This is a genomic window from Kitasatospora atroaurantiaca (assembly GCF_007828955.1).
GTDB classification, from domain to species: domain Bacteria; phylum Actinomycetota; class Actinomycetes; order Streptomycetales; family Streptomycetaceae; genus Kitasatospora; species Kitasatospora atroaurantiaca.
Map to the genome: position 1 here is coordinate 4,524,155 of NZ_VIVR01000001.1, position 25,696 is coordinate 4,549,850.

Annotated in this window: 23 protein-coding genes and 2 tRNA genes; 15 read left to right on the plus strand and 10 right to left on the minus strand. The window is 70.9% G+C overall.

From position 1 onward, the window contains the following. The first annotated feature begins 81 nt into the window (after positions 1-81). On the plus strand, positions 82-1,053 hold the full coding sequence (locus FB465_RS20795; protein WP_145792711.1) for a sigma-70 family RNA polymerase sigma factor: 972 nt from the start codon (positions 82-84) through the stop codon (positions 1,051-1,053). Positions 1,054-1,174: 121 nt separating this feature from the next. After that, positions 1,175-1,387: a hypothetical protein gene (locus FB465_RS20800; protein WP_170290651.1), complete on the plus strand. Its 213-nt coding sequence runs from the start codon at positions 1,175-1,177 to the stop codon at positions 1,385-1,387. 7 nt (positions 1,388-1,394) lie between these two features. On the opposite strand, the gene mscL is transcribed toward FB465_RS20800, so the two are convergent. The 5 genes from mscL to FB465_RS20825 form a co-directional block, all read right to left on the minus strand. Then, complete coding sequence (mscL, locus tag FB465_RS20805) at positions 1,395-1,811, minus strand: large conductance mechanosensitive channel protein MscL (RefSeq protein ID WP_145792713.1); 417 nt, start codon at positions 1,809-1,811, stop codon at positions 1,395-1,397. Between the two features lie 83 nt (positions 1,812-1,894). Beyond that, on the minus strand, positions 1,895-2,251 hold the full coding sequence (locus tag FB465_RS20810) for a hypothetical protein (RefSeq protein ID WP_145792715.1): 357 nt from the start codon (positions 2,249-2,251) through the stop codon (positions 1,895-1,897). A gap of 236 nt (positions 2,252-2,487) precedes the next feature. After that, positions 2,488-2,796 (minus strand): FmdB family zinc ribbon protein, encoded by a 309-nt coding sequence (locus FB465_RS20815; protein WP_145792717.1) that lies wholly within the window; start codon positions 2,794-2,796, stop codon positions 2,488-2,490. 126 nt (positions 2,797-2,922) lie between these two features. Continuing rightward, positions 2,923-4,221 carry an MFS transporter gene (locus FB465_RS20820; protein WP_145792719.1) on the minus strand — a complete coding sequence of 433 codons (1,299 nt, stop codon included), beginning with the start codon at positions 4,219-4,221 and terminating at the stop codon, positions 2,923-2,925. 302 nt (positions 4,222-4,523) lie between these two features. Then, positions 4,524-6,008: a potassium/proton antiporter gene (locus FB465_RS20825; protein ID WP_145792721.1), complete on the minus strand. Its 1,485-nt coding sequence runs from the start codon at positions 6,006-6,008 to the stop codon at positions 4,524-4,526. 210 nt (positions 6,009-6,218) lie between these two features. Between FB465_RS20825 and FB465_RS20830 the strand changes: the two genes are divergently transcribed. Next, positions 6,219-8,936: a penicillin acylase family protein gene (locus FB465_RS20830; protein WP_145792723.1), complete on the plus strand. Its 2,718-nt coding sequence runs from the start codon at positions 6,219-6,221 to the stop codon at positions 8,934-8,936. 147 nt (positions 8,937-9,083) lie between these two features. On the opposite strand, the gene FB465_RS20835 is transcribed toward FB465_RS20830, so the two are convergent. Next, positions 9,084-9,677 (minus strand): 5-formyltetrahydrofolate cyclo-ligase, encoded by a 594-nt coding sequence (locus FB465_RS20835; RefSeq protein WP_145792725.1) that lies wholly within the window; start codon positions 9,675-9,677, stop codon positions 9,084-9,086. Positions 9,678-9,737: 60 nt separating this feature from the next. Here FB465_RS20835 and FB465_RS20840 point away from each other — a divergent pair, with 60 nt between their 5' ends. The 8 genes from FB465_RS20840 to FB465_RS20875 all read left to right on the plus strand — a co-directional run bounded on the left by FB465_RS20840 (position 9,738) and on the right by FB465_RS20875 (position 16,234). Next, positions 9,738-10,601: a GGDEF domain-containing protein gene (locus FB465_RS20840; RefSeq protein ID WP_145792727.1), complete on the plus strand. Its 864-nt coding sequence runs from the start codon at positions 9,738-9,740 to the stop codon at positions 10,599-10,601. Between the two features lie 71 nt (positions 10,602-10,672). Next, positions 10,673-11,593: a UTP--glucose-1-phosphate uridylyltransferase GalU gene (galU, locus tag FB465_RS20845; RefSeq protein WP_145792728.1), complete on the plus strand. Its 921-nt coding sequence runs from the start codon at positions 10,673-10,675 to the stop codon at positions 11,591-11,593. 25 nt (positions 11,594-11,618) lie between these two features. Beyond that, a complete protein-coding gene (glp, locus tag FB465_RS20850; RefSeq protein WP_145792730.1) occupies positions 11,619-12,923 on the plus strand; it encodes a molybdotransferase-like divisome protein Glp in 1,305 nt (434 codons plus the stop codon). Between the two features lie 172 nt (positions 12,924-13,095). Further along, entirely contained in the window at positions 13,096-13,536 is a 441-nt protein-coding gene (gene moaC / locus FB465_RS20855) for a cyclic pyranopterin monophosphate synthase MoaC (protein ID WP_145797482.1), read from the plus strand. Further along, positions 13,533-14,054 carry a MogA/MoaB family molybdenum cofactor biosynthesis protein gene (locus FB465_RS20860; RefSeq protein ID WP_145792732.1) on the plus strand — a complete coding sequence of 174 codons (522 nt, stop codon included), beginning with the start codon at positions 13,533-13,535 and terminating at the stop codon, positions 14,052-14,054. Before moaC ends, FB465_RS20860 begins: the two co-directional genes overlap by 4 nt. Continuing rightward, the gene (locus FB465_RS20865) at positions 14,051-14,677 is read left to right on the plus strand and encodes a GNAT family N-acetyltransferase (protein ID WP_145792734.1); all 627 of its coding nucleotides are present in this window, start codon (positions 14,051-14,053) and stop codon (positions 14,675-14,677) included. Before FB465_RS20860 ends, FB465_RS20865 begins: the two co-directional genes overlap by 4 nt. A gap of 150 nt (positions 14,678-14,827) precedes the next feature. Further along, on the plus strand, positions 14,828-16,045 hold the full coding sequence (locus FB465_RS20870; protein WP_145792736.1) for a gephyrin-like molybdotransferase receptor GlpR: 1,218 nt from the start codon (positions 14,828-14,830) through the stop codon (positions 16,043-16,045). A 115-nt stretch (positions 16,046-16,160) separates the two neighbouring features. Further along, positions 16,161-16,234 (plus strand) — tRNA-Ala (locus FB465_RS20875). Positions 16,235-16,494: 260 nt separating this feature from the next. Here FB465_RS20875 and FB465_RS20880 read toward each other — a convergent pair. Further along, on the minus strand, positions 16,495-16,980 hold the full coding sequence (locus FB465_RS20880; RefSeq protein WP_145792738.1) for a hypothetical protein: 486 nt from the start codon (positions 16,978-16,980) through the stop codon (positions 16,495-16,497). Between the two features lie 161 nt (positions 16,981-17,141). On the opposite strand from FB465_RS20880, the gene FB465_RS20885 reads away from it, so the two are divergent. The 3 genes from FB465_RS20885 to FB465_RS37050 all read left to right on the plus strand — a co-directional run bounded on the left by FB465_RS20885 (position 17,142) and on the right by FB465_RS37050 (position 22,011). Then, positions 17,142-17,648, plus strand: a complete 507-nt coding sequence (locus tag FB465_RS20885; RefSeq protein WP_145792739.1) for a hypothetical protein — start codon at positions 17,142-17,144, stop codon at positions 17,646-17,648. A 130-nt stretch (positions 17,649-17,778) separates the two neighbouring features. Next, positions 17,779-17,851 (plus strand) — tRNA-Trp (locus tag FB465_RS20890). Between the two features lie 146 nt (positions 17,852-17,997). Further along, positions 17,998-22,011: a hypothetical protein gene (locus tag FB465_RS37050; RefSeq protein ID WP_145792741.1), complete on the plus strand. Its 4,014-nt coding sequence runs from the start codon at positions 17,998-18,000 to the stop codon at positions 22,009-22,011. 57 nt (positions 22,012-22,068) lie between these two features. Here FB465_RS37050 and FB465_RS35920 read toward each other — a convergent pair whose 3' ends face one another. The 3 genes from FB465_RS35920 to FB465_RS20905 all read right to left on the minus strand — a co-directional run bounded on the left by FB465_RS35920 (position 22,069) and on the right by FB465_RS20905 (position 23,793). After that, positions 22,069-22,212 (minus strand): hypothetical protein, encoded by a 144-nt coding sequence (locus FB465_RS35920; RefSeq protein WP_170290438.1) that lies wholly within the window; start codon positions 22,210-22,212, stop codon positions 22,069-22,071. A 117-nt stretch (positions 22,213-22,329) separates the two neighbouring features. Further along, positions 22,330-22,722 carry a hypothetical protein gene (locus tag FB465_RS20900; RefSeq protein WP_145792743.1) on the minus strand — a complete coding sequence of 131 codons (393 nt, stop codon included), beginning with the start codon at positions 22,720-22,722 and terminating at the stop codon, positions 22,330-22,332. 249 nt (positions 22,723-22,971) lie between these two features. Then, positions 22,972-23,793 carry a hypothetical protein gene (locus FB465_RS20905; protein ID WP_145792745.1) on the minus strand — a complete coding sequence of 274 codons (822 nt, stop codon included), beginning with the start codon at positions 23,791-23,793 and terminating at the stop codon, positions 22,972-22,974. A gap of 156 nt (positions 23,794-23,949) precedes the next feature. Between FB465_RS20905 and FB465_RS20910 the strand changes: the two genes are divergently transcribed. After that, positions 23,950-25,683: an eCIS core domain-containing protein gene (locus FB465_RS20910; RefSeq protein WP_145792747.1), complete on the plus strand. Its 1,734-nt coding sequence runs from the start codon at positions 23,950-23,952 to the stop codon at positions 25,681-25,683. Positions 25,684-25,696: the final 13 nt, after the last annotated feature.

Genomic DNA, 25,696 nt, shown 5'->3' on the forward strand with positions numbered 1-25,696 from the left:
GGCCCGCATCTCTTTGCCCCGGGCTCGCCCCGGCGGGGCGAATACCAAGGCAGACCCGGCACCAGCAGCAAGGGAGCAAGCATGGCCACTCGTGCCGTCGTTCGCGACAGGGCCGACCGGACCCGCTCGGCCCGCCCCAACAACCTTGAGGCCGACCGCGACCTTGTCGGCATGTACCTCGACGAGATCGCCAGGACTCCCCTGCTCGATGCCGCCGAGGAGGTCGAGCTCTCGCTGCGCATCGAGGCGGGCGTCTACGCCCAGCACCTGCTGGAAGAGGACGCCCTGCCCAAGGGTGCGAAGCGTGAGGAGCTGGAGGCGATAGCCGAGGATGCCGAGCGGGCGAAGGACGTCTTCATCCGTTCCAATCTGCGACTGGTGGTCGCCGTGGCCCGGCGCTACCCGCGCAGCGGCCTCCCGCTGCTCGACCTGATCCAGGAAGGCAACGCCGGCCTGGTACGGGCGGTCGAGAAGTTCGACTACGCCAAGGGCTTCAAGTTCTCGACCTACGCGACGTGGTGGATCCGGCAGGCGATCACCCGGTCGATCGCCGACCAGTCGCGCACCATCCGCCTGCCCGTGCACCTGGTCGAGGAGCTCGGGCGGATCCGCCGGGTGCAGCGTGAGAAGGCGAAGGAGCTGGGCCGGGAGGCCGACCCCGCCGAGGTCGCGGCGGAGCTCGACACCACCGAGCAGCGCGTCAAGGACGTACTGGACTGGGCCCGGGACCCGGTCAGTCTGAACATGTCGGTCGACGACGAGGGCGAGACCCAGTTCGGCGACCTGGTCGAGGACACCGGCGCGACCTCCCCGGAGGACGCCGTGATGGTGATGCTCCGCCGCGAGGAACTGGACGACCTGATCGGCCGCCTCGACGACCGGACGGCCTCGATCATCCGCTCCCGCTACGGGATGGAGGACGGCCGCGAGCGCACGCTGACGGAGGTGGGCAAGCAGCACGGGCTCACCCGGGAGCGGATCCGCCAGATCGAGAAGCACGCCCTGGCCGAACTCAAGAAGATCGCCGACCACGCGGGCTTCGAGGCCGCCTGAGCCGCCTCCCACCCGCTCCGCCATGGCCCCCGGTACGGCTTCGGTCGAACCGGGGGTTCTGTGCGGCCTACGCTGAAAGGGCGGTATGAGCTGTGCTGGAGAGACCGGAGGAGCGGGACAGATGGGCGAGCAGCGGGCAGAGCGGCCGGAGGCCGTGAGCACCTCCGACAAGCCGGACCGGCCGAAGGCGAAGCTGGTCTTCGACGACCCGCTGGACCGGCAGACCGGCGACGACACGGACAGTGGCTGGGGTGAGCGCCCGGGCGGCTCGGACGGGGGCGGCGGACGCGGCCTGGACTGGTACCTGAGCCAGCGGCCGCCGCACCACGGATAGTGGGGCCTCAGGCCTGGCGGACCAGGGCGTCGCGGATCTCGGTGAGCAGGACCACCTCCTTGGCCTCGGCGTCGGCCGCCACCTCCTCGGGCGTCTGACGGCCGGCCATGTAGCGCCGCATGGGGACGATGAGCACGAAGTAGACGACTGCGGCCGTGATCACGAACTGCAGTGCGGCGCTCAGCACGGAGCCCCACAGGATGTAGATGCCGGAGGTGACGTTGCCCGCCGCGTCCTTGCTGCAGGGGCCCTTGAGGCAGGAGGCGTAGGTCGCCAGGTCCTTGCTGCCGAACAGACCGATGAGGGGATTGATGACGCCTTTCACGAAGGCGTTGATGATGTTCGTGAATGCCGCACCGATGACGACAGCCACGGCGAGGTCGATGATATTGCCGCGGAGCAGGAATTCCTTGAAGCCCTTCATGCCGCGCTGAACGACAGCGGCATCGAAAGGTCACGGGTGAATGTCGGGTCGCCCGGTTGACGGGTCCGGGCTGTTCGGAGGGATCATCGGCCGGCCGGCGGCGTGCCGGTGCAGCGGGGGGTGCCGGCCGGTTCGGCGGCCGCCGCGGAGCTTGCGGCCGGGGGAGGCGAGCCCGGACGGAGCGGCCCGGACGCCAGAGCGGTGGCGGCGGCGAGCAGCCCGGCCACCACCACCCCGGGCCGGTGCCGGACGGCCTGCTGGAGCCGGTGCCGCCCACCCGCGCCACGCCGGATCGGCGGGAAGGCCGGGACGGCGCGCCGCGGCGGGACGGCGGGTGCCGCCGCGGGCGCAGCGGCACGCGAGTGCTGCGGGTGCTGCGAGTGGTGGGACGACACGGTCACGGGGGAGAGGGGCAGCAGGGGCGCAAGGTACGTGGTCATCGCTGGGCACCGCCTCGGATCGGAGTTCGCGAGCCCGGTACCGGACTCGCGAGATCAGAGTGCGGCCTCCGCAATGGACCGGGAATACCTCACCGAATTCCTGTGGACAACCCCGGCCTGTGGATAACTGTTGTCACTCACAGGAGTGACGCAGTCGTATAAAAAGGGCCCGGGATCAGAGAATCCCGGGCCCTTCACGCATGACGTTCCACGTGTGTCTGCGTCAGCTGGCAGCGCTAGCCGGCAGCGCTGCCGCTCGTGCTCGACGCCGCAGCCGCGGGTGCGGCGGCAGTGGACGGCGCCGACGAGGTCGACGACGAGGTCGAGGAGGCCGACGACGAGGACGAGCTCACCGTGCTGCTCGACGAGGAGCGGCTGTCGGTGCGGTAGAAGCCCGAGCCCTTGAAGACCACGCCCACCGCCGAGAAGACCTTGCGGAGCTTCCCCTCGCAGTCCGGGCACGTGGTCAGCGCCTCGTCGGTGAACTTCTGCACCGCCTCGAGGCCGTTGCCGCACTCGGTGCACTGGTACTGGTACGTGGGCACTTGTCTTCCTCCTGCACTTCCCCCTGGCACTCTCGCCTGATGAGTGCTAACGACGGTCAATGATGCGGCATTCCGCTGGATCAGTCCAGCGCTCCTGGTGTGAGCTACCTCCGGCGGAGGACGGCCTCAGCCCTTCCCGACACCCGCCAGCGCCGGCGAGGCGCTGCTCCGGGCGACGGTGCGGCTCGGCGTGCTGGGCGCGACCAGCAGCCGTCGCAGCGACACCAGCGCGGCCAGGCCGAGCCCGGCCCCGGCCACCGGTACGACGAACCCGGCCGAAGCGCCGTACCCGTCGATCAGCTGCCCGGCCGCGGTGGAGCCCGCGGCCAGACCCAGGCCGATCGCGCCGGTCAGCCAGGTGAAGGCCTCGGTCTTGGCGCCGTCCGCGACCAGCGTCTCGACCAGGGTGTAGCCGGTGATCAGCGTCGGTGCGATGGCCAGTCCGCAGACCAGCCCGGCGACCGCGAGGGCGGTCAGGTTGGGCATCGCCCAGAGCGTGGAGCAGCCCAGGACCAGCAGTGCGTAGCTGCCCAGCATCCGCTGCCGGGCCGAGCGCCGCCAGGCGACCATGCCGTACAGCACGCCGGCCAGCATGCTGCCGCCCGCGAAGATGCCGTAGACGGTGCCGCTGACGCCGGGCTGGCCCGCCGCCTCGGCGAAGGCGGTCACGGAGACCTGCATGGCTCCGAAGACCGTCCCGACGCCCAGGAACGAGCCGGCCAGCAGCCGTACGCCCGGCGAGGCCAGGGCGGACACCCGCCGCGCGCCCGGCACCCGCGGGTGGCGGGCCGGGGCGGTGCGGCGCTGGGCGGCGAAGGCCAGTCCGCCGACCACGGTCAGCGCGGCCTCGGCGATCAGCCCGGCGGACGGCGAGACCCCGGTCGCGATGGCGGTGGCCAGCACCGGGCCGACCACGAAGGTGAACTCGTCCGTCACGGACTCGAAGGCGAACGCGGTGTTCAGGGTCTTGGGGGAGTCGGCGGACAGCTTGCCGACCCAGCGGGCCCGGACCATCGCGCCGATCTGCGGCACGCTGGCACCCGCCGGAGCGGCTGCCAGGAACAGCGTCCAGACCGGGGCGTGCCCCAGGGCGAGTGCGATCAGCGCACCGACCGAGAGCGCGTGCAGGGCGACGCTGGGCAGCAGCACGGCGGCCTGCCCGTACCGGTCGGCGAGCCGACCGGTCTGCGGGCCGACGAAGGCCTGGGAGACGGCGGAGACCGCCGCGACGGCGCCGGCAGTGCCGTACGAGCCGTGGGTGTCGAAGACCAGCAGCACGATGCCCAGGCTGAGCATCGCGTATGGGAGCCGCGCGGCGAAGGCGGGCACCAGGAACGTCCAGGCGCCGGGGGTGCGCAGCAGCGCACCGTAGCCAACTCGCGTCGGAATGGGGGTTTCGACCGTTCGGCGGGCCGTCACGGTCATGCCTTCCTGCTGCCTGGTAGCGCGGAAGGGGCATGGGAAAGCCCCGACGGCGCCGAGAGTCGTCCTCTCGCGCGTCGACCGGGGTGATACCGGGTCCGGCTGGCCAGATCGTGGAAGCGGGGGCCAGAGGGCAGTGAAGAGTGCTGCGGACCGCGGCCGCCGAGCGGTCGCGCCAACTCTGCATCAGACAGATGTTGCGGGTGTTCAAGTAGCTGAAGAAATGATGCTTCTCCACGATGGTACGCGCTCTGAACCAATTCGTCCGGCCAACGCAAGGTGAACGTTGCGCAAAACACACGAACCTAGCGTCCGCGAAGCCATCCGGCGAGCTTTCCGCCCTTGTCCACGGCCCGCAGCCGCCGCTCCGCCGCCTCGCTGACCTCCGGGGTGGTGACCACCAGCAGCTCGTCCCTGGCCCGCAGCACCGTCGTCTTGTCCGGGACGAAGCTCGAGCCTTCCCGGACCACCAGCGTCACGGCGGCCCCGGCCGGCAGGCGCAGCTCGCCGACCTCGACGCCGGACATCCGGGAGGTCTCCGAGAGCGCCACCGAGAGCAGCTGGCCGTGCAGCCGCTCGAGCGGCGCCGACTCGATGCCGAGGTCCTGGCCCATCGAGCCCTCACCGATGCGCAGCCAGCGGGCGACCAGCGGCAGCGTCGGGCCCTGGAGCAGAGTGAAGACGACGACCAGGATGAAGACGATGTTGAAGACCTCCTGCGCCTGCGGCACCTCCGCCACCAGCGGGATGGTCGCCAGCACGATGGGCACCGCGCCGCGCAGCCCGGCCCAGCTGAGCAGGGCCTGCTCGCGCCAGGGCAGCTTGAACGGCGTCACCGTCGCCAGCACCGAGGCCGGCCGGGCCAGGAAGACCAGCACGGCGCCGATCACCAGGGCAGGCACGATCGCCGACCCCATGGTGTCGGGGCTGCAGAGCAGACCGAGCACGACGAACATGCCGATCTGCCCGATCCAGGCCAGCCCGTCGGCGAAGCCGCGGACCGCGGGGCCGTGCGGCAGCTTGGCGTTGCCGAGGATCACGGCGGCGATGTAGACGGCGAGGAAGCCGGAGCCGTGCAGCAGGGCGCCCCCCGCGTACGCCAGCACGGCCAGCGACATGACGGCGATCGGGTAGAGGCCCGAGGACGGCAGTGCGACGTGCTTGATCCCGTACGCGCCGAGCCTGCCGACCGTGTAGCCCACGGCGGCGCCGATGGCCAGCTCGCCGATGATCGTGCCGACCAGGACGTACCAGGGGTCCAGCGGACCGGTGGTGGCGAAGGCGACCACCAGGATCACCACCGGGGCGTCGTTGAAGCCGGACTCCGCCTCGAGGAGGCCGGTCAGCCGGGACGGCAGCGGCACCATCCGCAGCACGGAGAAGACCGCGGCCGCGTCCGTGGAGGAGACGATCGCGCCGAGCAGCAGCGAGACCCGCCAGTCGAAGCCGGCCAGCCAGTGCGCCCCCGCGGCGGTGACGAAGACGCTCACCGCGACCCCGGCGGTGGCCAGCGCGGTGGCGGCCGGCATCACCGGTCTGATGGCCCGCCAGCTGGTCTTCAGGCCGCCCTCGGCGAGGATCACCACCAGGGCCGCATAGCCGAGGACCTGGGTGAGCGAGGCGTTGTTGAAGGTGACGCCGAGGCCGTTCTGGCCCAGGGCGACGCCGATGCCCAGGTAGATCAGCAGGCTGGGCAGTCCGGAGCGGGACGAGATGCGCACGGCGACCACCGCGACCAGGAGGATCACGGAGAACTCGAGCAGGAAGCGGTTCAGGTGGTCGACAGTCACGCAGGGGCACCTCGGCGCAGGGAGGGGGCGGCTGATGAGTCGTTACTCAGTCTAACATTTTACCTGCTCTTTGATGATCCGAGTCCGCCCAGCGAGACAGGTAAGGTCCACCTGATCCAACCGTGGACGTCCCCCGTGCATGTCCGCCACTTGAGTCGCCCTAATGTGGTGACCTGTCACGGCCGCAAACAGACCCAGCCAAGGACCCAGATGCCCCGCTCGAAGAAGTTCCGGCGCGCCCGTCTGATCGTGCTCGTGCTGACCGTCCTGCTCGTGGCCGGTACGGCCGGCGCCGGCTACTGGGCCGTGAGCGCCGTCCGGGCCTCGTTCCCGGACGTGACCGGCAGCATCACGGTGGCCGGGATGTCCGCCCCGGTGGACGTGAAGCGGGACGCCAACGGGATCCCGCAGCTGTACGCCGACACGCCCGAGGACCTGTTCCGCGCCCAGGGCTACGTGCAGGCCCAGGACCGGTTCTGGGAGATGGACGTCCGACGGCACATCACCTCGGGCCGGCTCTCCGAGATGTTCGGCTCCGGCCAGGTCGAGACCGACTCCTTCCTGCGCACCATGGGCTGGCGCCAGGTGGCCCAGCAGGAGTTCGACACCCAGCTCTCCGCCGACGCCAAGAAGTACCTGCAGGCGTACGCGGACGGCGTGAACGTCTGGCTCGGCCAGCACCCCGGTGGCCAGAGCGCATCGTTGGAGTACGCACTGCTCGGTGCGGTGAACGGCGACTACAAGCCCGAGCGGTGGAGCCCCGTCGACTCGGTGGCCTGGCTCAAGGCGATGGCCTGGAACCTCTCCGGCAACATGCAGGAGGAGATCGACCGCTCGCTGCTGGCGCAGGACTTCAGCCAGGACAAGATCGCCCAGCTCTACCCGGACTACCCGTACGCCCGCAACGGCACCATCGTGAAGACCGGAAGCGTCGCGCCCGACGGCGGCTACAAGCCGGCCGACGGGTCCGCGACCCAGGTGCCGCTCGCCCAGGGCCGCGCCGCCACCAAGGCCCTGCTGCAGGACCTCTCGGGCAAGATGGCGGCCGTGCCGCAGCTGCTCGGCCCGCAGGGCCAGGGCATCGGCTCCAACTCGTGGGTGGTCAGTGGTGACCACACCACCACCGGCAAGCCGCTGCTCGCCAACGACCCGCACCTCGGCCCCGGCCTGCCCTCCGTCTGGTACCAGATGGGCCTGCACTGCCGGACCGTCAGCAACACCTGCGCGTACGACACCGCCGGCTTCACCTTCGCCGGCATGCCCGGCGTCGTGATCGGCCACAACCAGAACATCTCCTGGGGCTTCACCAACCTCGGCGCCGACGTCACCGACCTCTACCTGGAGAAGGTCACCGGCCCGGACACCTACCAGGTCGACGGCAAGGACGTGAAGTTCGAGACCCGCAGGGAGACCATCAAGGTCGCCGGTGGCACGGACCGCACCATCACCGTCCGCACCACCAACCACGGCCCGCTGATCTCCGACCAGAGCTCCGAGCAGCAGAACGTCGGCAAGTACGCCCCGGCCGGGAACGCCGCGCCCGACCGCGCGGCCGGCTACGGCGTCGCCCTGCAGTGGACGGCCCTCACGCCGGGCAGGACCATGGACGCCGTCTTCAAGCTGGACCGCGCCGCCGGCTGGGACGACTTCCGGTCGGCCGCAGCCGACTTCGCCGTCCCCGCCCAGAACCTGATCTACGCCGACACCAAGGGCAACATCGGCTACCAGGCCCCCGGCATGATCCCCCAGCGCGCCAAGGGCGACGGCCGCTACCCCGCCCCGGGCTGGGACCCGGCCTACGACTGGAAGAAGGACTACGTCCCCTTCAAGTCCCTGCCCTACAGCTTCAACCCCGCGACCGGCTACATCGTCACCGCCAACCAGGCCGTGGTCGACCCGACGTACCGGTACCTGCTCACCACCGACTGGGAGTACGGCACCCGCGCCAAGGAGATCACCGACCAGATCGAGTCCCGCCTCAAGAACGGCGGCAAGATCTCCCCGGACGACATGCAGTCCATGCAGCTCGACAACACCAGCGTGATGGCCAAGACGCTCGTCCCGCTGCTGCTCAAGGTCAACGTCTCCGACCCGTACGTCCGCGAGGCGCAGGACCTGCTCAAGGACTGGAACTACCACCAGGACGCCGACTCGGCCGCCGCCGCGTACTACAACGCCGTCTGGCGCCAGCTGCTCACCCTCGCCTTCGGCCAGAAGTTCCCGGCCGACATCAGGGCCAAGGGCGACTGCCTGCTGGTCCGCCAGAAGACCAACAGCACCCTGCCGGACGACGCGCTGAACGGCACGCCGACCGCCGTCACCGAGTGCGGCACCCGCAACGCGGGCCAGGCGCAGCCCGACGGCGGCGACCGGTGGACCGAGGTCGTACGCAACCTGCTGACCCAGCCCGGCGACGGCTGGTGGGACTACATCGACTCCGACCACCTCCAGCAGCACGGCCTGAACAACCTCCTCGGCGAGGCCCTCAAGAACGCCCGCCGGGATCTCACCTCCAAGCTCAGCAAGGACATCTCCACCTGGAGCTGGGGCCGTCTGCACACCCTGACGCTCAAGGAGCAGACGCTCGGCAGCGACGACTCCTCGATCGCCTCCGGCCTGGTGCACCGCCTGCTGAACCGCGGGCCGTACCAGCTCTCCGGTGGCACCGCGGCCGTCGACGCGGCGGGGTGGAACGCGGCGGCCGGGTACCAGGTGGACTGGATCCCCTCGATGCGCATGGTGGTCGACCTCAGCGACTTCAACGCCTCCCGCTGGATCAACGTCGGCGGGGCGTCGGGCCACGCCTTCCACCCCAACTACAACGACCAGACCGAGCTGTGGGCCGCGGGCAAGCTGCTGCCGTGGGCCTGGTCGGCGGACGCGGTGGAGCAGGCGACCAAGCACAAGCTGGTCCTCAGCGCAGGCTGACCGGAGGCGCCGGCCAACTTTTCAGGGGCGGGCCAACCTTCAGGGCGCGAGGAACTGCGCGAAGCGGAAGGGCATAGGTAGTCGCCTTCCGATCTCGCGCAGTTCCTCGCGCCCCTGTTTTGGCTGACCGGCTGCACAAGTCGGTCGTCAGCGTGGGTTGGTCCAGTGGACGCCCGACGGGGTGATCGCGGCGTCGACGGGGAGGTCGTGGGGTTCGGCGGGGACTTCGTCGAGGAGTTCGTGCTCGTACAACAGGGTGGCCAGCAGCGGCTTCGCCTGAGCCCGGGTCAGGCGGGCCAGGACCCGGTCGTACGAGCCGCCGCCCCGGCCCAGCCGCAGGCCGCGGCGGTCCACCGCCAGGCCCGGCAGCAGCACCAGCGCCGCCTCGCACACCGCGTCGGGCCCGAGCCGGGGCCCGGTCGGCTCCAGCAGCCCGCGGGACGCCGGAGCGAGCTGCCCGGCTCCCCGGTACTCCGCCCAGTCCAGGTCGTTGTCGGGCAGCAGGACCGGCAGCAGCACCCGGACACCCTGCGCGCGCAGCGCATCCAGCAGCGGCCTGGTCCCCGGCTCGGCGCCGACCGAGACGTACGCGGCCACCGTCCGGCCCGGCACAACGAGCCCGGCGGCGTGTTCCGACAGTCCGGCGGCGGCACTTTCCCGCCATTCGGGCGACAGTGCCCGGCGGTCCGCGAGCAGCCGTGACCTCAGCGCGGCCTTCTCGTTGTGCAATGGATCCTCCATGGTTTCGCTCCCGCCGGCGTCGAGCGCCGGCTCAAGAGCCTGACATGCGGAAGGCGTCGGATGTCCACCCCGCTCCTGGTCCAGGCCCTGGCCGTGCTGAGCGCCCCCGCGCTGGCCACCGCCGCGGTCTCCGGGCTGCGCCTGCGCCGGGCCGCCGCGAGCGCCGCCGCCCGCGAGGCCGGGCTGCGCCGGCAGGTCGCCGAGCTGGAGGCCGAGCGTGACGTCCTGCAGCGCACCGCCTCCTGCGACCCGCTGACCGGCGTGTGGAACTACCGCCACCTCCAGCTCACCCTGGACCGCGAGATCGAGCGGGTGCGCCGGCTCGAAGCCGCCGAGCAGGCGCGCCCGCTGGCTCTGCTGATGCTGGAGATCGCGGGCTTCGAGGCGGTGGTCGCCGAGCACGGGCGCGGCCGGGGCAACGCGATACTCCGAGACCTCGCCCAGCGCCTCAGCGTGGAGATCCGCCGCTCGGACACCCTCGGCCGGTACGGCGGGGAGGAGTTCCTGGTGGTGCTGCCGCACACCGACCTGAACGGTGCGGTGCACGTCGCCGAGCGGCTCTGCTGGTCCGTGCGCCGGCACCAGCTGCTCGACTGGTCGCCGTCGGGTCCCGAGCCGAGCCGCCCGGCCGGGGGCAACGGGCTGACGGCCGCCGTGGGCATCGCGGTGATGCCGGCCGACGGTGCGCACGCCGCGGTGCTGCTGCGCTCCGCCGACCGCGCCCTGGGCCATGCCCGGGCGGCGGGCGGCGACTGCTGGCGCGGCGCCGGGCCACGGCCCGGTCCGGACGGGACCGCCGGAGCGGACGAGGCGCCCGAAAACCCCGGTAATCTGTCGCCCTGTGCCGGAGAGGCTCCCCTCACCTCCGCCGGTGCTGCCAACACCGCTGCCGCTGTGGCTGCTGCGCGCGACGGGGTCTCATGACCGGACAGGGCTTCATGACCGGTTAACCCTGCTCTCAGCTCGGCGGAAACACGCCTTAGTAAGGTCAACGCATGACTGAGACGAACGCCCGCATCCCCGTCACGAAGGCCGTTGTGCCTGCTGCCGGTCTGGGGACCCGCTTCCTGCCGGCCACCAAGGCGACACCCAAGGAGATGCTGCCGGTCGTCGACAAGCCTGCCATCCAGTACGTCGTGGAGGAGGCTGCCGCCGCCGGCCTCTCCGACATACTGATGGTCACCGGCCGCAACAAGCGAGCCCTCGAGGACCACTTCGACCGGGCGTACGAGCTCGAGGAGCTGCTCGCCCGTAAGGGTGACCACGACCGGCTGCGCCGCGTCCAGGAGTCCGTCCAGCTCGCCAACATGCACTACGTCCGCCAGGGCGACCCCAAGGGCCTCGGCCACGCCGTCCTGGTCGCCGAGCAGCACGTGGCCGGCCAGCCCTTCGCCGTCCTGCTCGGCGACGACCTGATCGACCCGCGCGACCCGCTGCTCTCCCGCATGATCGAGGTGCAGCAGGAGCTGGGCGGCTCCGTCGTGGCGCTGATGGAGGTCGACCCCTCCCAGATCCACCTGTACGGCTGCGCCGCGGTGAAGCCCAACGGCTTCGGTGAGGACGTCTTCCGGATCACCGACCTGGTCGAGAAGCCCGAGACCGCCGACGCCCCGTCGAACTACGCCGTGATCGGGCGCTACATCCTCGACCCGGCCGTCTTCGACGTGCTGCGCGAGACCGCGCCCGGCCGCGGCGGCGAGATCCAGCTCACCGACGCCCTGCGCGAGCTCGCCTCCCGTGACGAGACCGCCGGCGGCCCGGTGCACGGTGTGCTGTTCAAGGGCCGCCGCTACGACACCGGCGACCGCGCGGACTACCTTCGCGCTATCGTCCGACTGGCGTGCGAGCGTGAGGACCTCGGCCCGGAGTTCCGCTCCTGGCTCAAGGACTTCGTGGCCACCGAGATGCAGGGCTGACGACTGAGAAGGCGAGTGTGAGGCGATGACCGGGTCCACGGAGAGCAGCTGCTGCACGGAGGCCGAGGGCCCGGTCCCCCGCATGTGGACGGTCGACGAGCACCTCGCCGACGTCCTCGGGCACATCGCGCCGCTGCCCTCGATCGAGCTCCAACTGCTCGACGCCCAGGGCTGCCACCTCGACGAGGACGTGGTCGCGGCCGGCGACCTGCCGCCCTTCGACAACAGCTCGATGGACGGCTACGCGGTCCGCACCGCCGACACCGCGGGCGCCACCTCGCAGTACCCGTCGGTGCTCACCGTCGTCGGGGACATCGCGGCGGGCGCGGGCGAACTGCCCAAGATCGGCCCCGGCCAGGCCGCCCGGATCATGACCGGCGCGCCGATGCCCCCCGGCGCCGAGGCCGTCGCCCCCGTCGAGTGGACGGACGGCGGCACCGGCTCCGGCCGGGCCGCCGACAGCATGGGTGCGCCCGTCGAGAACGAGGAGGTCCGGGTACTCCGCCCGGTCACCGAGGGAGCCCACATCCGCCGCCGGGGCAGCGACATCGCGGCGGGGGACCAGGTCCTCACCACCGGCACCCTGCTCGGCCCCACCCAGCTCGGCCTGCTCGCCGCCATCGGCCGCGGCACCGTCCGGGTCCGCCCGCGCCCGCGCGTCGTGGTGCTCTCGACCGGCAGCGAACTCGTCCAGCCCGGCGATCCGGTGGGCCCGGGCCAGATCTCCGACTCCAACAGCTACACCCTCACGGCCGCGGCCCGGGACGCCGGTGCCATCGCCTACCGGGTCGGCGGCGTCCCCGACGACGCGGCGGTCCTGCGCGCCGTGCTGGAGGACCAGCTCGGCCGGGCCGACCTGATCGTGACCAGCGGCGGGGTCAGCGTCGGCGCGTACGACGTGGTCAAGGAGGTCTTCGAGAGCTACGGCGGCGTCGACTTCCGCCGGCTGAGGATGCAGCCCGGCAAGCCGCAGGGCTTCGGCCGGATCGGCGACGGCGTCCCCCTGCTGGCCCTGCCCGGGAACCCGGTCAGCTCGTACATCTCCTTCGAGCTCTTCGTCCGGCCGGTGATCCGCACAATGCTCGGCGCGCCCGACATCCACCGGCCGGTCGTGCAGGCCGTCTGCGGCGCCGACCTGCGGTCCCCGGCGGGGCGGCGGCAGTTCCTGCGCGGCTGGTACTCCCCGGACGGCTCGGTGCAGGCGGTCGGCGGCGAGGGATCGCACCTGGTCGGCGCGCTCGCCCGGGCCAACTGCCTGATCACCGTCCCCGAGGACACCACCTCCGTGGCGGCCGGCAGCACCGTTGATGTGGTCCTTCTGACGGACTGACCGCACGGCGAGCGAGGAGTGTCGGCGCCGGATACGAGCGCCCGGAGGCGAGCCGAGCCAAGGGGCGGGGAGGTACGGTAGCGCGGTATTCGCACCGTACCCCTGGAGTTTTCCCGTGACCGCACCCAACGGCGACCGCCTCACCCACGTCGACGACACCGGCGCCGCCCGAATGGTCGACGTCTCCGAGAAGGCCACCACCGTACGGACCGCGGTGGCCGCCGGGCGGGTGCGGGTCGCGCCACGCGTGGTCGAGCTGCTGCGCGGCGAGGGCGTCCCCAAGGGCGATGCCCTCGCCGTTGCGCGGATCGCCGGGATCATGGGCGCCAAGAAGACCCCGGACCTCATCCCGCTCTGTCACCCGATCGCCATCTCCGGTGTGAAGGTCGAGCTCGCCGTGACCGACGAGGCCGTCGAGATCACCGCCACCGTGAAGACCGCCGACCGGACGGGCGTCGAGATGGAGGCCCTGACGGCGGTCGCCGTCGCCGGGCTGACCGTGATCGACATGGTGAAGGCCGTCGACAAGGGCGCCACCATCGAGGACGTCCGCGTGCTCACCAAGACCGGCGGCAAGAGCGGCGACTGGCATGCCCCGGAGGTCTCCCGATGAGGGCCCTCGCCGTCACCGTCTCCAACCGCGCCTCCGCCGGGGTGTACGAGGACAAGGGCGGCCCGCTGCTGGTCGCCGGCCTGCGCGGGATGGGCTTCGAGGTCGACGGCCCTGAGGTCGTCCCCGACGGCGAGCCCGTCGAGGCGGCGCTGCGCGCGGCCGTCGCCGCCGGCTACGACGTCGTGCTCACCACCGGCGGCACCGGCATCTCGCCGATGGACCTCACTCCCGAGATGACCGCCCGGGTGATCGACCGTCAGATCCCCGGCATCGCCGAGGCCATCAGGGCGTACGGACGGGAGAAGGTACCCACCTCCGCCCTGTCCCGGGGGCTGGCAGGCCTCGCCGGACGTACCCTGATCGTCAACCTTCCGGGATCGACCGGCGGGGTCAAGGACGGCCTCGCGGTACTGACGCCGCTGCTGGCGCACGCCGTGGACCAGCTCGGCGGAGGCGACCACCCCAGGCCCGATGCCGCTGCCGATACCGGTGCCGCGGCCGAGGGGAGAGCGCGCTGAACGCCGGATGGCAGGTCGAGCTCCACGAGGGGGACGTCGCCCTGCGCCCGATCCGGGTCCGTGACCAGCGCTCCTGGCAGGACGTCAGCCGGCGCAACCGGGACTGGCTGCGCCGCTGGGAGGCGACCGTCCCGCCCGCCCTGCCGGGGCGTGCGGCCGGGCCCCGGCCGACGTACCGGCAGATGGTGCGATACCTGCGCGGCGAGGCCGCGGCCGGCCGGATGCTGCCCTTCGTCGTGCTCCACAAGGGCCAACTGGTCGGCCAGCTCACGGTGGGCGGCATCACCTGGGGGTCGATGTGCTCGGCCAATGTCGGCTACTGGGTCGACGAGTCGGTGGCCGGCCGGGGCATCATGCCAACGGCGGTGGCGCTTTCCGTGGACTATTGCTTCTCGGTTCTCGGCCTGCACCGGATCGAGGTCTGCATCCGGCCGGAGAACCGGCCGAGCCGGCGGGTGGTGGAAAAGCTGGGCTTCCGCGAGGAGGGAATGCGCCCACGCTATCTCCACATCGACGGTGACTGGCGGGACCACCTGGTGTACGCACTGACGGTCGAGGAGGTCCCGGAGGGGATGCTGGAGCGCTGGCGGTCGGTCAGGCGGAGTGGCGCGTACGGTAATTGAATATATGTTCGAAATAGATATCGATATGGCATCGGTGCCCCGGCGAGTGGTCACAAATACCGGCAAAATAGTCGGAGAATCAGCTTGATCACACGACACGCCGTGCCAAATTGCTGCCAGGCCTTCCCCCGCGCCCGTACCGTGTGAAACGTGAGCAGTAGCGGCCTTATCTACGCGGTCATCGTAGGGGCCTGGGCTGCCTATCTGGTGCCGATGTGGCTCCGCAGGCAGGACGAGCTCAACGAGGCACGTCCGACGGAACGCTTCAGTACCGCGATCCGCCTGCTGGCCGGTCGTTCGGCCATGGAGCGGCGGGCGTCCCGGGCCCTTGGCGACGACACGCGCGACGACGACTCGACCTCGACCTCGGCTTCGGCCCCGGATGCGAGCCCGACCTCGGTGTCCACCCCTCCGTCCACCTCCATGTCCACGTCCGCCGAGGAACCGCCCGCACCGGGCGAGGCCGCGGCGGAGTCTGCTCCGGACCCCGCCCCTGCCGCACCGGTGGCGGCGGAGCGTGAGCCGGTACGCCATGAGCCCGTACGCCATGAGCCCGTACGCCGCGATGCCGCCCAGCGTGAGGCTGCCAAACGCGAGGCCGCCCAGCGCGATGAACCGCGCCGCTCGGCCGAGCGGCGGGCCCGGCTGCTGGCGCGACGCCGCCGGATGGTCACCACGCTCTTCATGGCCTTCGCGGTCGGTGCGGTGGTCGCGGCGGTCGCGGGTGTGGCCTTCCTCTGGGTCCCGGCCCTGCCGGCGGCCCTCCTCACCCTCTACATCGGCCACCTCCGGCGGCTCGAGCGCCAGCGGTACGAGGTCAAGCTGGACCGCGTCCGTGCTGCCCAGGCCGCCGAGCGACTCCGGGACCGCGAACGGGCACGCTCACGCGAGCACCCACGCGAGCACCCACGCGAGCACTCGCGGGAGCAGGAGGAGCGTCCGGAGCAGGGCCGGCGCCGCACCCCCCACGATGCGGCGCACCCGGCCGACGCCGGGCGCCCGCACCTCCGCCTGGCCGCCGACCCCGCCGAGCATGCCGACGGTGGAGAGCAGGGCGCCCAGCCCGAGACCCGGGCCTCCGCCCTGGTCGAGGCGACCGACCACGAGGAGTGGGTGGACGGCATGCGCGAACGCAGCGCGGCCGGCCCCGACTCCTGGGAGCCCGTCCCCGTCCCGCTGCCGACGTACGTGACGGCCCCGGTCGCCCCCCGCGTCAGCCGCGGCCTCGACCTCGGCGCTCGCGGTACCTGGGACTCCGGCCGTCCCGCCGAGTCCCGGAACACCCCGCTCTTCGACCAGTACGCGGACGCGGCCCCGCCGCCGCCCGAGGACGACTACGTGACCCGCCCCCGGGCCGCCAACGAGTAACCCGATCCCCCGCCTCACCCCCGCCCCGCCGCCGGTCAGCGCCCTGCGGCGGGGCGGCCCGCCTCCGGGGGTGGTCACGAGCCCTCCTCGGAAGGTGCTAAAGTTTCTTCTCGTTGGGGCTGTGGCGCAGTCCGGTAGCGCACCTCGTTCGCATCGAGGGGGTCAGGGGTTCGAATCCCCTCAGCTCCACCCAACGACTGTTCACGAGTTAGCTCGGGAGCGGTTGACGAGATCCCGTCCAGCCCATGTGGCTGGGCGGGATTTCTGCGTTGTGTGGGCTTGTTCGAGGCGCTGTCCGAACTCGGCCCGCCTTCGCGAGTGACGTCCGGCGGTCTGCGGCGGTGGTTCGGGGGTGGTCCGAGGTGCGGGAGGCATGCCGGGGCCGCCGCTGGGCGGGTGGCCAACGGCGGCTGGGGGCCGGAGTCTGCGGGAAGCGGACGGACTGTTCGTCAGTCGGTAGGTGGGGGAATTCCGTTGGTGGTGAGTGGCATCGGGGTGAGCCCGTCATAGTCCTGGCCGCAGTCGGCCTCGATGAGTTCGGAGCTGCTGGTGCGGGTCCAGTCGTGCAGGATCTGCAGGTTGATCATGCAGATCATCAGGGCGAGCAGGATGCTCTGGGCGACGCGGCCGTGGGCGAGGCGCTTCTTGGGGTCGGCGATGTTGATGCGGTGGCCTTTGGCCCGGCCGTTCAGGCCCTCGTTGTGCGCCCGGATGGGCTTGTAGGCGTCGTGCCAATCGGGGCTGAGGTGGTGGCGGTCCTGGCGGAACTTGTCGAGTTTGCCCAGGTCGCCGGGGTGGACGGTGATCGTCGGCTTCTCGCAGATCCGCGGCAGTTCCTTCTTCGGCGGTGGTCGCAGGCGCTCGGCGGGGCTGATCTGGATGCTCGGCTTGGCGGAGGGGTGGGCCGCCGTGGAGCGGGCGTTGGTGAGGTCCACGACGACGGGGAGGCCGGCCTGGGGTTGGTGAACGCGGTTGAAGCGGGGGCACGTGACCGAGGGCGAGGGGCCGGCGGCGGGCACTGCAGGCGGATGGTCCCGTTCGGGTCCGGGCCCTGCTTGTGCTTGAGGAAGTAGGGCTCGCGCCGGGCGAGGCGTTCTTGAAGCTTCTCGTCGGGGTCGCGGACGGTTTTGTCGTCCGGGCCGGTGGTCGCGTTCGCGAGCGCATCGGGCATGCCGGGGCAGGCAAGGGTGCCGTCGACGAGGATGGCGCCGAGGTGGGTGCCCTGTTTGCCGCGCTGGTTCTGCTTGTAGTCGAGGGCGAGCTGGTAGCCCAGGCGGCGGGCGTCCAGCTGGAAGTGCTCGGTGGTCTGGTCGGTGTAGGCGCGGTCGGCGGCCAGCAGGCGGAGGGGGAGGTCGAGCGGGGCCAGGGCGGTGAGTGCGTGGACGGCGTTGGGGCCGATGCGCTTGCCCGGGGTGTCCAGGACTGCCCCGAGGGCGAGCTGGGGGTGCTTGCTGACTCGCTTGCCGGCATGGGGGTGGCCGGTGGGGTGGCGTCGGCTGGCGGCGACCGGGACCGTCAGGCTGTGGCCGAAGACGCCCTCGGACGCACCCGGGCTGAAATGCCGGCCCGCTGTCGTCTCGATCGAGCCGAGCCCGCCGGGTAATTCGCTCGCGCCGTACGACCCCCGCTCCCTACCATCGTGCTCACCACCAAGCGTTGAGCGCTGGGACGCAAGTTGGGCTGTAACCCCTGCTCTCTCCGGGATGGCGAGGTTCGATTCCTCGGCAACGCACTGGTCCGTAGCTCAGTTGGCAGAGCAGCCGTCTCCAAAGCGGCGTGTCGCAGGTTCGAGTCCTGCCGGGTCAGCCGAAACCGTCCGGCGGCGCTGGTGCTTCCGGTGCGTGTGCGACTCGCTAGACTCCGCCTGCTTGGCGACTCCTGTGATGGTCATAGGAGTCGGGCCTGTTTGCATCTGGGGGGAGTTCATGAAACTGCTGCCGTTCGTCAGAAGAGTGCGACACAGACAGGGCAGAGGTGGCGCAATCGCCTCCGGTGCCCTGCTGCTCACCGTCCTGGCCTCGCTGGTCGGCCAGACCAGCCCCGCCTACGCGGCGGCGCTGTCGCCGGCGGCCACCAGCACGCCGCAGCCGGACAGCGCGGCGGCGGCCCCGTCGGCCGGAGCGGCGAGCGCCGCCCCCGCGGACTCGTCGCCGCAGACCGCGCCGAAGACGAAAGCCGTGCCGAAGCTCGACCCCAAGGCCGAGCACGAGGCCGTGGCACGGGCGCTCCAGCAGGCCGATCCAACTGGTCCATGCCCGGCGGCCCTTGACCCGCAGACCGTGGTCAGCTGCTCGATCGACCCGAACCAGACCGTCTCCTTCCCAGTGACGCTCAAGCAGAAGGACCTGGTCCTCGTCCAGGTCAGCTCGACGGCCTACTGGATCTACCCCTCACTGGTGGCTCCGGACGGAACCGCCGTGACCTGCGACAGGCCCGGCGTCAGCTCGAACGGCTGGCTGCGCTGCCCCACTAGCCAGGCCGGCATCTACACCCTGAAGGTGAAGAGCAACGAGAGCCTGCAGACTGCCATCGCGGTCTCGTACGTTCCGCTGCTCTCCATGACCGGCTGCAAGAGTGTCAACGCCGCCGACCGTACCCTCGCGGCCCCGACCGTCTTCCACGGCTCGCTGCCGCTCGGCATGGCGGCCGACTGCTACGACCTGAACATGGCGGCCGGCGAGGTGCTGCGCAGCCACAGCTCCTCGTACCGGGTCGTCCAGACCGTCTACGACGCGACCGGTGCGAACCTCTGCAACACGCAGTACGACCAGCGCACCAGCTTCGACTGCACGCTCACCGGCACGGCGCCGTTCCGGCTGACCGTTCAGCCGGTCTTCGGCGGGGCCGAGACCTATGACTACATCGCGGCACGGCTCTCCACGCCGGAGGGATGCGTGACGGTGGAGCCGCAGGCGTACGGCGACTCGCCGGACCTCACGGCCACCGCGCGCTGCCGCACCCTGCGGGTGCCGGCGGCCTCCCACTATTCCTTCAACTCGGCGTCGGCCGCCACGGCCCCCTCCGGCGGGCTGTTCAAGACCGACGGCACTCCGCTGACCGCCGGGGGGTGCGCGATCGGATCCTGCGACCTCGCCGCCGGTGACTACATCTGGGCGGTCAATCCGGAGGTTGCCGACGCCGGTGCGTTCGGCATGGCCTTCCACTCGGCCACGGAGACCCGCGGCTGCACCGCGACCGCTGACAACGGTCTGGTGTCCGGCGCGGCCAAGGGCACGTTCGGCGGGCCTGGGCAGCAGCTCTGCCTGACCCTGCCGACCGCCGCCGGGAAGGGCCTGTACCTGCTCAACCGGCCGCCAGCCGACGGCACCAGCGTCGCCGTCGAGGTCGACGACGCGAACGGCGCCAAGCAGTGCGACAACGGGGGCTACTCGTACGCCGTCTGCAAGCTGACCGGCACCGCACCGTTCCGCGCGGTGCTGCGCGGGACGCCGGCCAAGGCCTACCAGCTGGTGATCAACCGGACCGGCGAGGCGGCCGGGTGCACCACTTGGCCGCAGTCGAAGTTCGGTGGCGCCTGGGGCGCGGAGATCGCGCTGACGGCGGACGTCCAGCAGGCCTGCCTGAGCCTGCCGGCCGACCAGCACTCCACCGCCGAGATGTACGACTACACCAACACCAAGAACCAGGCGTACGCCTCGATTCAGTTCGCCGACGCGGCGGGCAATGCGCCGACCTGCACGAACATCGGCGGTAGCTCCACCGGCAGCTGTGCGTTCACCGCCAGTGTCCCGTACACCGCGATGCTGGTGGGAGTCGGCTGGCAGGCCACGGACACCTACAAGCTGGTGCGCCGCGACCTCTCGCCGACGGCGACCTGCCCGACTCCGGCCTCGATGACGGTCGGCGGACCGTCCATGCCGTTCGACCTGACCTCGGCGCTGGACTCCCGCTGCATCCGGGTCACCGGCGCTGCCACGGACAGGTTCTGGTTCAGCGCGCGGACCCTCGGCTCGCGCTACGACCCCTCCACGCTCCTCATGGTCGTCGACGCCAACGGCAAGTTCGTCTGCACCCAGTGGGGCATCGCCTGTCGGGTCACCGGATCGACCTCCTACGTGGTGATCGTGCTGGCCTCCGGGTACAAGGGCAGCACCATCCACACCAATGTGGACACCTGGAAGGTCGGTACGGCGGAAGGCTGGGCGCCAGAGTGCGCGGGGAACAAGATCTCGGTCGACGGCTTCCCGCTGCGCAGCGGGGTGCTGACCGAGTCCTCGACCGCCTACTGCGCCGTGGTCGACATGAAGCCCAACCAGGCCTTCAACGTCGTCGGCACCGCGAGCGCCACCGGCGTCGAGAACCCGTACCTGACCGTAGTCGGAAACACGGACTGGGTGGACTACAACCTCACGTACCAGTGCGGCGGTTCGTACGGCACGTTCGGCGCCAGGTGCCAGGCCACCAGCAATTCCGTGGCAGGCCAGGCAGTCCTGGTCCTGAGCGCCGCCAAGGTGGCGACGCCGGTCGAGTACAGCGTGCAGGGTGTCTGCGACTCCGGCTGCACTCGTCAGGCTGGCCCGCAGCTGGACCGGGTCACCCCCGCGACCGGCGCCGCCGGCACGCTGACCCAGGCTGTCGTCCACGGCACCGGCTTCACCCTGGGTACCAAGGTGAAGCTGGCCCATAGCGAGAGCTGGGACAGCAACCAGCCGGTCATGAAGCCGGTCTCGGTCAGCGCCGACGGCACCGCGCTCAACGTGCTGGTCGACACCAACGGTCTGACGGCAGGCATGTACGACGTGGTGCTGGACGGCGTCGGCTACACCCAGGGGACGCCCTCGCCGGGCTACTTCCCGAAGGCGTACACCGTGACAGCCGCGGCGAACCCGGCCAAGAGTCGGCTCGTCCCGATCACGCCGTCGCGGTTCCTGGACACCCGTGAGGGCATCGGTGCCCCGAAGGCGCGGGTCGGCCAGGGCGGTGTGGTGTCGCTGCAGGTGGCGGGTGTGAAGGGCATCCCGGCGACCGGGGTGACCGCGGTGGTGATGAACGTGACCGCGGTGAACCCGACGAACGCCGGTTACGTCACCGTTTACCCGGACGGCCAGGCGGTGCCGGGGGTCTCGAACCTCAACTTCACGGCCGGCCAGATCGTCCCCAACCTGGTGACCGTGCCGGTCGCCAACGGGAAGGTCGACCTGCGCAACGCCTGGGGTTCGGTCGACCTGGTCGCCGACGTCACCGGCTACTACACCGACGGCAGCACCGGGTCCGCGCTGACCCCGATCACGCCGTCGCGGTTCCTGGACACCCGTGAGGGCATCGGTGCCCCGAAGGCGCGGGTCGGCCAGGGCGGTGTGGTGTCGCTGCAGGTGGCGGGTGTGAAGGGCATCCCGGCGACCGGGGTGACCGCGGTGGTGATGAACGTGACCGCGGTGAACCCGACGAACGCCGGTTACGTCACCGTTTACCCGGACGGCCAGGCGGTGCCGGGGGTCTCGAACCTCAACTTCACGGCCGGCCAGATCGTCCCCAACCTGGTGGTGGTCCCCGTCGTGAACGGGAAGGTCGACGTGCGCAACGCCTGGGGTTCGGTCGACCTGGTCGCCGACGTCACCGGGTACTACTCGGCCACCGGGTCGACGTACTCCGCCGCCGGCCCGGTCCGGCTGCTGGACACCCGGCTGGGCATCGGTGCCCGGGCCGGCGCGGTCGGCCAGGGCGGCCTGGTCAGCATCCAGTTGTCCGGGGTGGCGGGCGTTCCGGCGACCGGCGTGACCGCCGTCGTGCTGAACGTCACGGTCACCGACCCGACCAAGAGCAGCTACCTGACCGTCTACCCGCACGGAATCGACCGGCCGGGGGTCTCCAACCTCAATTACACGGCTGGCCAGACCGTCCCCAACCTGGTGGTGGTCCCGGTCGTGGACGGCCGGGTGACCTTCGCCAACGCCTGGGGTGACGCCCACGTGATCGCCGACCTGAACGGCTACTTCGCGTCCTGATCCCGATCGGCACCGACTGCCGCGCCGCCCGACCCGGACGGCGCGGCAGCGTGCTTTTCAGGCCTCGCCCTGCGGATCGGGGTTCCCGAGATCTCCTCCGATCAGCGTCTTCACCCGCGCCGGCGTCCACCGCTGATACGCCCAGCTATGGGTCAGCGGACTGCGCTCCAACTCCCGTTCAAGCCTGGCAATCTGCTTCACACAACCTCCAGCGACTCAGTTTCGGGAAACGATCACCTGCCCGGCGGGAAGCGATCTTCAACCGGTGCTTCGCGGTCCTGGTCACGGTCACGCGTGAACACCCCACCCAACGACCGTTCACGAGTTAGCTCGGGAGCGGTTGACGAGATCCCGCCCAGCCCATGTGGCTGGGCGGGATTTCTGCTTTCCGCGGGCCCGTTCGAGGCGGTGTGCGAACTCGGTGGGCCGGCCGCGGCCGGGAGAGAGGGTCTTCAGGACGCGGCAGGACTGCTCGTCAGGGGGATTGCGGCGGGCGGCTGTTCGGGTGGCTGGTGATCGTGACGGGTCTTCACCGGCGTCGTCGCTGGGCGGCTGATCCAGGTCGGGCGTCCGGCTGCCGGTGGTGCGCTGCCAGTCGTGGCGGATCTGCAGGTTGAGGGTGCAGATCATCAGCGCGATCAGGATGGTCTGGGCGACCCGGCCGTGGGCGAGGCGCTTCTTCGGCTCGGCGATGTCGAGTCGGTGGCTCATGGCCCTGCCGTTGATGGCGGCTGGGTGGGAAGGACGCTGCCCGCGCCACCCGCTCGGTCCCAACCGGAACCGCACCCGGCTCACCCTCACGCATCGACAACCCCGAACCCCCGAAAACAGGGCGACGGCCTCCGAGCACAAGTCTCGAAGACCGTCGTCACTCACCGCAGCCGATCACTCGCAATTCGCCAACAGCATCGACGGGCTGTCCGGCCGGGCGAATCGGTCGGATCGCGGTGCGTACCTGGCTCAGACGGTGTAGTACCCGAAGACGTCGACGACCAGGTCAGTGGAGCCGGTGCCGGTGTTCCAGACGTCGATGATGCCGCCGGGGCCGGGCGTCGCGTGGACCAGGTTCGACACGGTCTCGCCCTTCTTCCAGTTCAGCGTGGAGACCAGCGGCCGGTTCGGCCGGCCGGCGTACTTGCCCTTGTACGCATCGATGTTGTTCGGGTCCGGCGAGACGGTGAGGTAGCCGCCCCCGGTGGTGTTGGTGACGGTGGTGTTGAGGACGAACCCGGTGTCGCCCGGGTCACCGAACCGCGAGTAGATGTGGTACCGGCTGCTGTCGTACGGCGGCCCCTTGCCCCAGCTCCGCGTGTCCAGCCAACGGAACGGGGTGATCGGCAGGTAGGCGCTGGCGCGGGCCGGGCTGTAGTAGCCGACGACGTCCACGACCACGTCGGCCGAGCCCCAGCTGCCGTTGTAGATCTTGATCTTCCCGTCCGCTCCGACCGGCGCGATCACCGCGTTGGCGATGGTCTGGCCGGGGCTGTAGTTCCGGTTGGACGCCGTCGGCAGCCCGGTCCCGTTCGGGAAGACCGTCAGGGAGCCGCCGCCCTGCGGGCCCGTCACGGTGACGTTCAACGCCACGGCGGTGACGCCGTCGGCGGGCAGCGGGCCCACGTTGTTGCCGGCGATCTGCACGGTGAACGAACCGCCGCTGCGCACCGAGCCCTTGGCCGTGCCGACCCCGAGCCTGGTGTCCACCAGGCGGCCCGGGTTGGTGGCGGTGTAGCCATTGGAGAACGAGCGGGCGAAGTAGCCGGTGATGTCGGCGATCAGATCCACCGAACCCTTGCCGCCGTTGTAGAACCACTTCTCCGTTCAGACCGATCGGAGTGATCGTCAGGTTGGGCAACCGCCCGTGATCGCATTCCGGGCCCGGGCCGGTCGTCACGCCAACGGGCTATCGACGGCCGTTTCCCCCGATGGGACTCTGGTGAGATGGCAGAGTTCGCTGTCCCGGGTAAGCCGAAGGCCGACACCACCACCAGGGCCCCCAGACCCGCGGACGTCGCCCGGGCGCCGCTCCATGAGGGTGGCAGCGGCCTGCCCGGTGGCATCCGGGCGGACCTGGAGCGCGCGTTCGGTGCCGACTTCTCGGGCGTCTCGGTGAGGGGTAGCGGCGCTACGGGCGGTGTGCAGGGCACCGCACGCGACGAGGAAGTCCGGATCGCCCCGATGGACACCGCCGGCTACCCGCGCGAGCACCGACGTCTGCTCGCCCACGAGTTCGCGCACGTCCTCCAACAGCGACACGGGCTGCAGCAGCAACACGGTGGTGCCGCGCCCGTGGGTCACGGCTCGACGGCGTCCTTGGAGAACGAGGCGCGGCAGGCAGCCGACGTTGTCGCGGCCGGCGGCCGGGCGTCCGTCTCCGGTGCGGCGCCGGTCGGCGCAGCACAGCACTCCGAGCTGTCGGAGACGGTGCGCACGGCCGCAACCAAAGGCGCCGTGTTCGACGCCCTACGCTCCCAACCCGCGGAGCAACGTGCCGACCCCGCGGTGCTCCGCGAGGTACGCGCCCGCTTCGCCCAGCAGCCCGATGACCTGTGGCTCGCCGAGACGATCGTCCGGTCCGGTCCTGAGCCCCTGTGGAGTGCGGCTGACCTGACAGAACGCAGTCGGCGGGCCACCGGTACGCACCCGTGGGCGGCTGAGGCGGGCAACATCGCCGCCGGGGTGGTGGATCCTGATCCGGACGTCGGCACCGGCCGTGTGGCACCGCGAAAGATCGACCCCATTCCCGTGTACCTGTTCCCGGGGACCGAGCCAGACCTTCGAGCCCTGATCATCGGTGGCGTGCACGGGAACGAGCCCGAGGGGCGGGAGGTCGTCGAGCGGCTGCGCGCCCAACTGGCCAAGGAGTCGGCGGAGGGCAGGCCGCCCAGGTTCACCACGATCCTCGTCCCCGAACTGATCGTCGCCACCCACCACCCCTATGGCGAGCGCCCGGCGTTCGAGACACGCCTGCTGCCGGCGGGAAGTGCGCGATCCAAGCCGGGAAAGGTCGAGCCGAACCGGAACCTGCCCTTCCCCGGTGTGAGCTACCAGGAAGCGCGGAAGCTGGGCGCAGGCGGGAAGCCCGAGCTGGAAACACTGCCGAGCGACGAGCACGGCAACCCGATCTACAGCGAGAAACCCCGGACTCCGCGCGACACCTCTAAGTTCTCCACCAGCAGCGAGCGGATGCTGCCCGAGACACGCGCTCTGCTCAGCCTGATGGAGCGCTTCAATCCCCAGCGGATTGTCAGCGTCCATGCGCACCGACTCACGAAGGGGGTCGGTGACGCACCTGGCGTTTTCGTGGACCCTCGGGGGATCGACCCGCGCACAGGGGCGGTCAAGGACTCGGCGGCGGTGACCGCCGACGACGCGCTCACCACCGAACTGATGTCCCGGGCCGTCGCGTACGTGCCCACATCCCTGCGGGCCGGTTCGTTCGCCGGGAACGCTCCCCGCCCCGGTACCTCCACGTCCAACGTGCGCTACAGCACGTCAGCTCACGGCGAGGGCAACTCGTTGGGTATGTACGGACCGGTGCCCACCTCTGCCCGGCAGGGCGCGACCACCATCACCGTCGAGGTTCCGGAGTTGACGGACAAGGCGGACCTCGACCAGGTTGTCGCCGCACACGCCAAGGCCATCGACGAGATCATCCTCCGGGACGGCAAGTGACCGATCGGCTCGA